The sequence below is a fragment of the Mesorhizobium sp. M7A.F.Ca.CA.004.12.1.1 genome (assembly GCF_003997835.1).
Taxonomy (GTDB): domain Bacteria; phylum Pseudomonadota; class Alphaproteobacteria; order Rhizobiales; family Rhizobiaceae; genus Mesorhizobium.
This window is the reverse complement of sequence record NZ_RZRK01000403.1, coordinates 1-5,610: the sequence shown is the minus strand read 5'-3', so window position 1 is coordinate 5,610 and position 5,610 is coordinate 1. Positions and strand designations below refer to the sequence as shown.

Here is a 5,610-nt window from a genome sequence, read left to right as displayed (position 1 = left end):
GTCGCGCGCCAGTAGATCTGTCGGTGCGTATATCTTCGTCGCTGTCGTAAGACTGTCTGCGTTGTCGATAGAATACAGCTGTGTGGCCGCTCCTCCCAGATCGTTCGCCAATACATTCAGGATCAAGACGCCAGTGGCATCTTCCGAAAAGGCAAGAAGATCGTCCTTCGCTTGCGGCGTGTTCGAGAACGACGTCGTGGTGCCGCCGGCACCGGTGACCTGAGTAGCCATTTTCAACCCCCCTTTGTTTAAGAACAGACGCCCCAAATCTGTTCTATTGACGGTCCGGCACGTTCCGCTGCCACCAGATGAAGAATAGCGCGGACCGGCATGCGAATTCGGGCAGGCATCAATTGGCAGAGCCATCCAGACGAGCCACCGCGCTACGAACAGCCGGCTTAAGCGGACCGTTCGCGGGCGGATGATGGCTCAATAACTGTGGCTGCGACGGCTTTGGCAGCCGCGCCCGTTCTCCCTACCCCAATTGCGTCATCCAAACTCGCGAGCACGAGATTTAGAATACGCTTATATTAGGAGATTATTAACTCTATGCGCGAGGAAGCGCAACGTCCGTGTTTGCAAGACAGTTAATTAGTCAAGATCAAAGCAGAGCCACAACAGCCCGAACGGTTGCGGCATTGAGCCAGGAGCGGATCGGCAGCGTTCAGACACGGATTTTAAGAAGCGGTTCTTCGGAACTTGACAGACGTCGACTTGACCTGACCAATCCGGCCCTTCAGGCCGGAAACAAGAAGGCCGAGCCGGGATCAAAAAAGATGCGCTTGCCTGATGTTGCGGGGCTGTCTGCTCCCTCGGCGTCAGAGGTTGGCCTGACATCGATTTCCTCGCCGGCGGCCGTGCGCGCCACGACGCGCCGGCGGTCGCCGAAGAACGCCGTATCGATGATCTCGACGGCAAGCGCCGCGCTCGTGGGGCCAGGCGCGAGGCGGAAGGCTTCCGGGCGCACCATCAGCCGGACCCTCTGACCCTGGCCGAAGGACGTTGTCGTTTTGATACCGGTCACGATTGAGCCCTCGGCCAGGCGGATCGTGGATACGCCACGCGCGGTTTGCAAATGCTCAGCCGGCAGAAAATTCGAGTTGCCGATGAAGCCGGCAACAAATTCGCTCGCCGGCCGGAGGTAAAGATCCTCGCCGGTGCCGATCTGTTCGATGCGGCCTTCCCTGAACAGCGCGATTCGATCGGATAGGTGCAGCGCCTCCTCCTGATCGTGCGTGACATAGAGGATGGTGACGCCTGTCTCCCGGTGGATGCGGCGGATCTCGGCCTGGATTTCCTGGCGCAGCTTTTTGTCAAGCGCCGATAGCGGCTCGTCCATCAAAAGGATCGGCGGGTCGTAGGCGAGCGCGCGGGCAAGCGCCACGCGCTGCTGCTGGCCGCCAGATAGCGCGCCCGGATGGCGGTCGGCGAAGTTTTCGAGACGCACCAGCGCCAGCATGTCGGCAACCTTGCGCTTGATCTCAGCATCGTGCCGGCGGCGCACGCGCAGCGGAAAGGCGACATTCTCGGCGACGCTCAGATGCGGAAACAGCGTGTAGCGCTGGAACACCATGCCGATGTTGCGCTTGTGCGACGGCACCGAAAGCAGCGACATGTCCTCCAAAAGCACATCGCCTGAGCTCGGATCCTGGAAACCGGCAATGGCGTAGAGCGTCGTCGACTTGCCGGAGCCGGACGGGCCGAGGAACGTCAGGAATTCACCTTTAGGCACATCGATGGTCACGTCGTGGACGGCGACGAAGGCGCCGAACGTCTTTCTTAGCGCGCGTATGGACAGGAAGGACCGGGTCATCTGGATAATTTTCTGCGAAGGAGTGCGGTCACAATCATCAGGCAAAACGTCAGGCCAACCAGCAGGCTCGAGGCGGCGGCGACGACCGGGCTGAGGTCTGCGCGCAGGCTGCCCCAGATCTTAACCGGCAAGGTCTGCAAGGTCGGGCTTGCCATGAAGATCGCCACCACGACCTCATCCCACGAGGCCAGGAACGAGAAGATCGCCGCCGAGAAGATGCCGATCCTGATCGACGGCAAGGTGATCCTCAGCCGCGCCTGAAACGGACTTGCGCCGCAGACGATGGCTGCATCCTCGATGGATTTATCGAAACCTTCGAGCGCCGCGGTGATCGGGATGATGGCGAAAGGAAGCGCCAGGATGGTGTGGGCGATGACGAAGCCGACCGTGGTGCCGGCAAGGCCGATGCGCAGGAAGAAAGCATAGATGGCGATGGCGAAAACGACGACCGGCAGCACCATCGGCGTCAACAGCAATCCGCGCAGGACCTGGCGTCCGCGGAACTCCCCCCTGACCAGGCTGAAGGAGGCGAACAGGCCGATTATGACGGCCAGCATAGCGGCCATGGCGGCAATTCGGGCACTGGTCAGCGCGGCATCGATCCAGGTCGGGTCGCCCAGCAATTGCTGATACCATCTCAGCGTCCAGCCGGGTGGTGGAAAGGCCAGCCAGCGCGACGAACCGAACGACAGGAGCACGATGAAGACCACCGGCAGCAGCAGGAATGCCGCGACGGCCGCCGTGAAGCCGACAAGCGCCACCCGCAGCCATCCGAGCCGTTCATAGTCGAGCAGCATGTCAGATCCCTCCCCCGGCGCGCCTGGCACCAACCAGGCGAAGCTGGATCGCGTAGAGCGCCATGGTGACGACAAGCAGGACGAAGGCGGCCGCACTGCCGAGCCCCCAGTTGAGTAGCGACTGCACCGTCTGGGCGATCATCTCTGCCAGCATCATGTTCGATGTGCCGCCGAGCAGGGCCGGCGTGACGAAGTAGCCGAGCGACATGACGAAGACCATCAGACCGCCGGCGGCGACGCCCGGAAGAGACAGCGGCAAGAGGATGCGGCGGAAGGCCTCGAACGGGCTTGCGCCGCAAAGGGCGGCGGCGCGCAGCGTCATAGGGTCGATGGCGCGCAAAGTGCCCACCAGCGGCAGGATCATGAAGGGCAGCATGATGTAGACCATGCCGATGGTGACCCCGGCCAGATTGTTGATAAGCGGCAGCGGCTCGTGGATGATGCCGAGCCCCATCAGTGCCCGGTTGATCACCCCCGTACGCTGCAGCAGCACCATCCATGCATAGGTGCGGGTGAGAAGGTTGGTCCACATCGACAGCACGATGATGCCGAAGACGATCGATCCCATGGCCGGCGGCATGATCGCCAGCATCCAGGCAACGGGAAAGGCCATCAGGATGGTGACGGCGGTTACGACCGATGCGACCAGGAAAGTGTTGAGGAACACCCGCACATAGGTGCCGCTGCCGAACAGGGTCGCGTAGTTCTGCAGGCCCGGTTCAGGATCGGTTACGCTGCGCAGCAGCAGGGCCACCACCGGCATGATGAAGAACAGGCCAACCAGCAGCAGAGCCGGCAAGGCGCTGCCGCTGCCGGCCGGCAGGCCGGCGACTGAGCTGCGTCTGAAAGAAATTCCTTGCATCGAGCGGTCCTGTCCCGAAACGGGGCGCGCAAGCCGCGCGCCCGTCACCTGCAACGGCGTTACTTGGTCTGCCAGGCATACCAGCGCGTGGCGATCTCGTCTCGATGCTCGGCCCAGTAGTTCATGTCGAGGTTGATCTGTCCCTCAACATGGGCATCGGGGAGTGCTTTGACGGCATCGGCGGGCATCTCAGCCTTGGCCTTGGTATTGATCGGCGCATAGCCGCTCGCCTCGGCGAATTTCGCCTGGCCGGTCGGGCTGGTGGCGGCAGCGAGGAACTTCATCGCGCTGCCCTTGTTCTTGGCGCCCTTCGGCACGACGAGCACGTCGGCGGCGGTGAGGTTCTGGTTCCAGGCAACACCGACATCGGTGCCATCCTGCTGCAGGGCGAAGACGCGACCGTTCCACAACTGGCCGAAAGCGGCCTCGCCGGAGGCAATCAGCTGCTGCGATTCAGCACCGCCGCTCCACCAGACGATATCGGACTTGATGGTGTCGAGTTTCTTGAAGGCCCGGTCGAGGTCGAGCGGATAGAGCTTGTCCGCGGGCACGCCGTCGGCCAGCAGCGCGATCTCGATGACGCCGGGGGCCGACCATTTGTAGAAGGTCCGCTTGCCGGGAAATTTCTTGGTGTCGAACATGTCGGCCCAGCCGGTCGGTTCGCCCGGAACGGCGCCCTTGTTCCAAGCAAGCACGAAGGAATAGTAGAAGCTGCCGACGGCATGCTCATTGCTGAAGCGCGGGTCGAGATCGGCCTTGGGTACGACCGCATAGTCGATCGGCTCCAGCAGCCCGTCCTTGGCGGCCTTGATGGCGAAGTCCATCTCCACGTCGACCACATCCCAGGTGACGTTGCCGGCATCGACCATGGCCTTGAGCTTGCCGTAGTCGGTTGGTCCGTCTTGCAGGACCTTGATGCCGGAGCTGGCCTCGAAGAGGGCCGCCCAGGATTTCGTCTGCGCCTCTTGCGTGGTGCCACCCCAACTTGTGAAGGCCATTTCATCGGCCTTGGCAGCGGTGGCGGCGAGCAGTCCGGCCAGCAAGCCGGTCAGGATCAGTTTCATGATATTCTCCTCTGTTGGTCTGTTCTTGTTTTTCTCAGTGCACCTGCGCCCCACGCTCTCAGCGCATGACGAAGGGATCCGGGATCGGCTCGTCCGACGTCTTGATCCAGACGGATTTCGAGCGCGTGTAATCTCGGATGGCGTCGAGCCCGCCTTCGCGGCCGAGACCCGACAGGCCGTAACCGCCAAAGGGAACGAGCGGCGATACGGCGCGATAGGTGTTGACCCAGACAACACCGGCATGGATGTCACGCGCCATGCGATGCGCCTTGCCGAGATTGCTGGTGAACACGCCCGAAGCCAGGCCGAACGGCGTATCGTTGGCGAGCGCCAGTGCCTGCGCCTCGCTGTCGAAGGCAAGCACGCTGAGCACCGGCCCGAACAATTCCTCCCGCACGCAAGGCAGGTCGCTGCCGCCGGCGTCGATGATAGTCGGCGCGTAGTAGAAGCCGTCCCCGGTTGGCCGCGTTCCACCGGTGACCAGTCTGCCGCCCGCGGCAAGGCTCTCCGCGACCACCTTCTCGATCCAGTCGCGCTGGCGCAGCGTGGCGAGCGGCCCCATTTCTGTGGCCGGAGCCTGTGGGTCGCCGACTCGGATCGCTTCGGCCTTGCGCCTCAGCCGTACGAGGAATTCATCTTTTACCGAGCGCTCGATCAGCAACCGTGACCCGGCGACGCAGCTCTGGCCGGTCGCGGCGAAAATGCCGGCGACCACCGCGTTGGCGGCGCTGTCGAGGTCGGCGTCGGCGAAGACGACGACCGGGCTTTTGCCGCCGAGTTCCAGAGTGGTGTAGGCAAGGTTCTCCGCCGTGTTCCTTACGATGGCGCGCGCCGTCGATGGACCGCCGGTGAAGGCGACGCGCGAAACCAGCGGATGGCTGGTCAGGCGCCGGCCGCACTCCTGGCCAAAGCCGGTGAGGATGTTGACGACGCCTGAGGGGAAGCCGGCCTGCTGGACCAGTTCGGCAAAGGCGAGCAGCGGCGCCGGGCCGTCCTCGGAAGCCTTAAGCACGATGGTGCAGCCGGCGGCGAGCGCCGGGCCGAGCTTGACGGCCGAGAGGAAGAGCTGTGAGT

5 protein-coding genes and 1 pseudogene are annotated in these 5,610 nt (G+C 63.1%); all 6 read right to left on the bottom strand.

Annotation, left to right across the window (positions count from 1 at the left end):
• Window positions 1–366: pseudogene (locus EN984_RS20605) on the bottom strand (hypothetical protein); the annotation flags it as partial.
• Between the two features lie 370 nt (window positions 367–736).
• The gene (locus EN984_RS20600) at window positions 737–1,813 is read right to left on the bottom strand and encodes an ABC transporter ATP-binding protein (RefSeq protein ID WP_127272069.1); all 1,077 of its coding nucleotides are present in this window, start codon (window positions 1,811–1,813) and stop codon (window positions 737–739) included.
• Complete coding sequence (locus EN984_RS20595) at window positions 1,810–2,610, bottom strand: ABC transporter permease (RefSeq protein WP_127270216.1); 801 nt, start codon at window positions 2,608–2,610, stop codon at window positions 1,810–1,812. Before EN984_RS20595 ends, EN984_RS20600 begins: the two co-directional genes overlap by 4 nt.
• A 1-nt stretch (window position 2,611) precedes the next feature.
• Entirely contained in the window at window positions 2,612–3,472 is an 861-nt protein-coding gene (locus EN984_RS20590) for an ABC transporter permease (RefSeq protein ID WP_127270214.1), read from the bottom strand.
• 59 nt (window positions 3,473–3,531) lie between these two features.
• Complete coding sequence (locus EN984_RS20585) at window positions 3,532–4,536, bottom strand: ABC transporter substrate-binding protein (RefSeq protein ID WP_127270212.1); 1,005 nt, start codon at window positions 4,534–4,536, stop codon at window positions 3,532–3,534.
• A gap of 58 nt (window positions 4,537–4,594) precedes the next feature.
• A partial coding sequence (locus tag EN984_RS20580) for an aldehyde dehydrogenase family protein (RefSeq protein WP_127383912.1) occupies window positions 4,595–5,610 on the bottom strand: 1,016 nt, incomplete at its 5' end.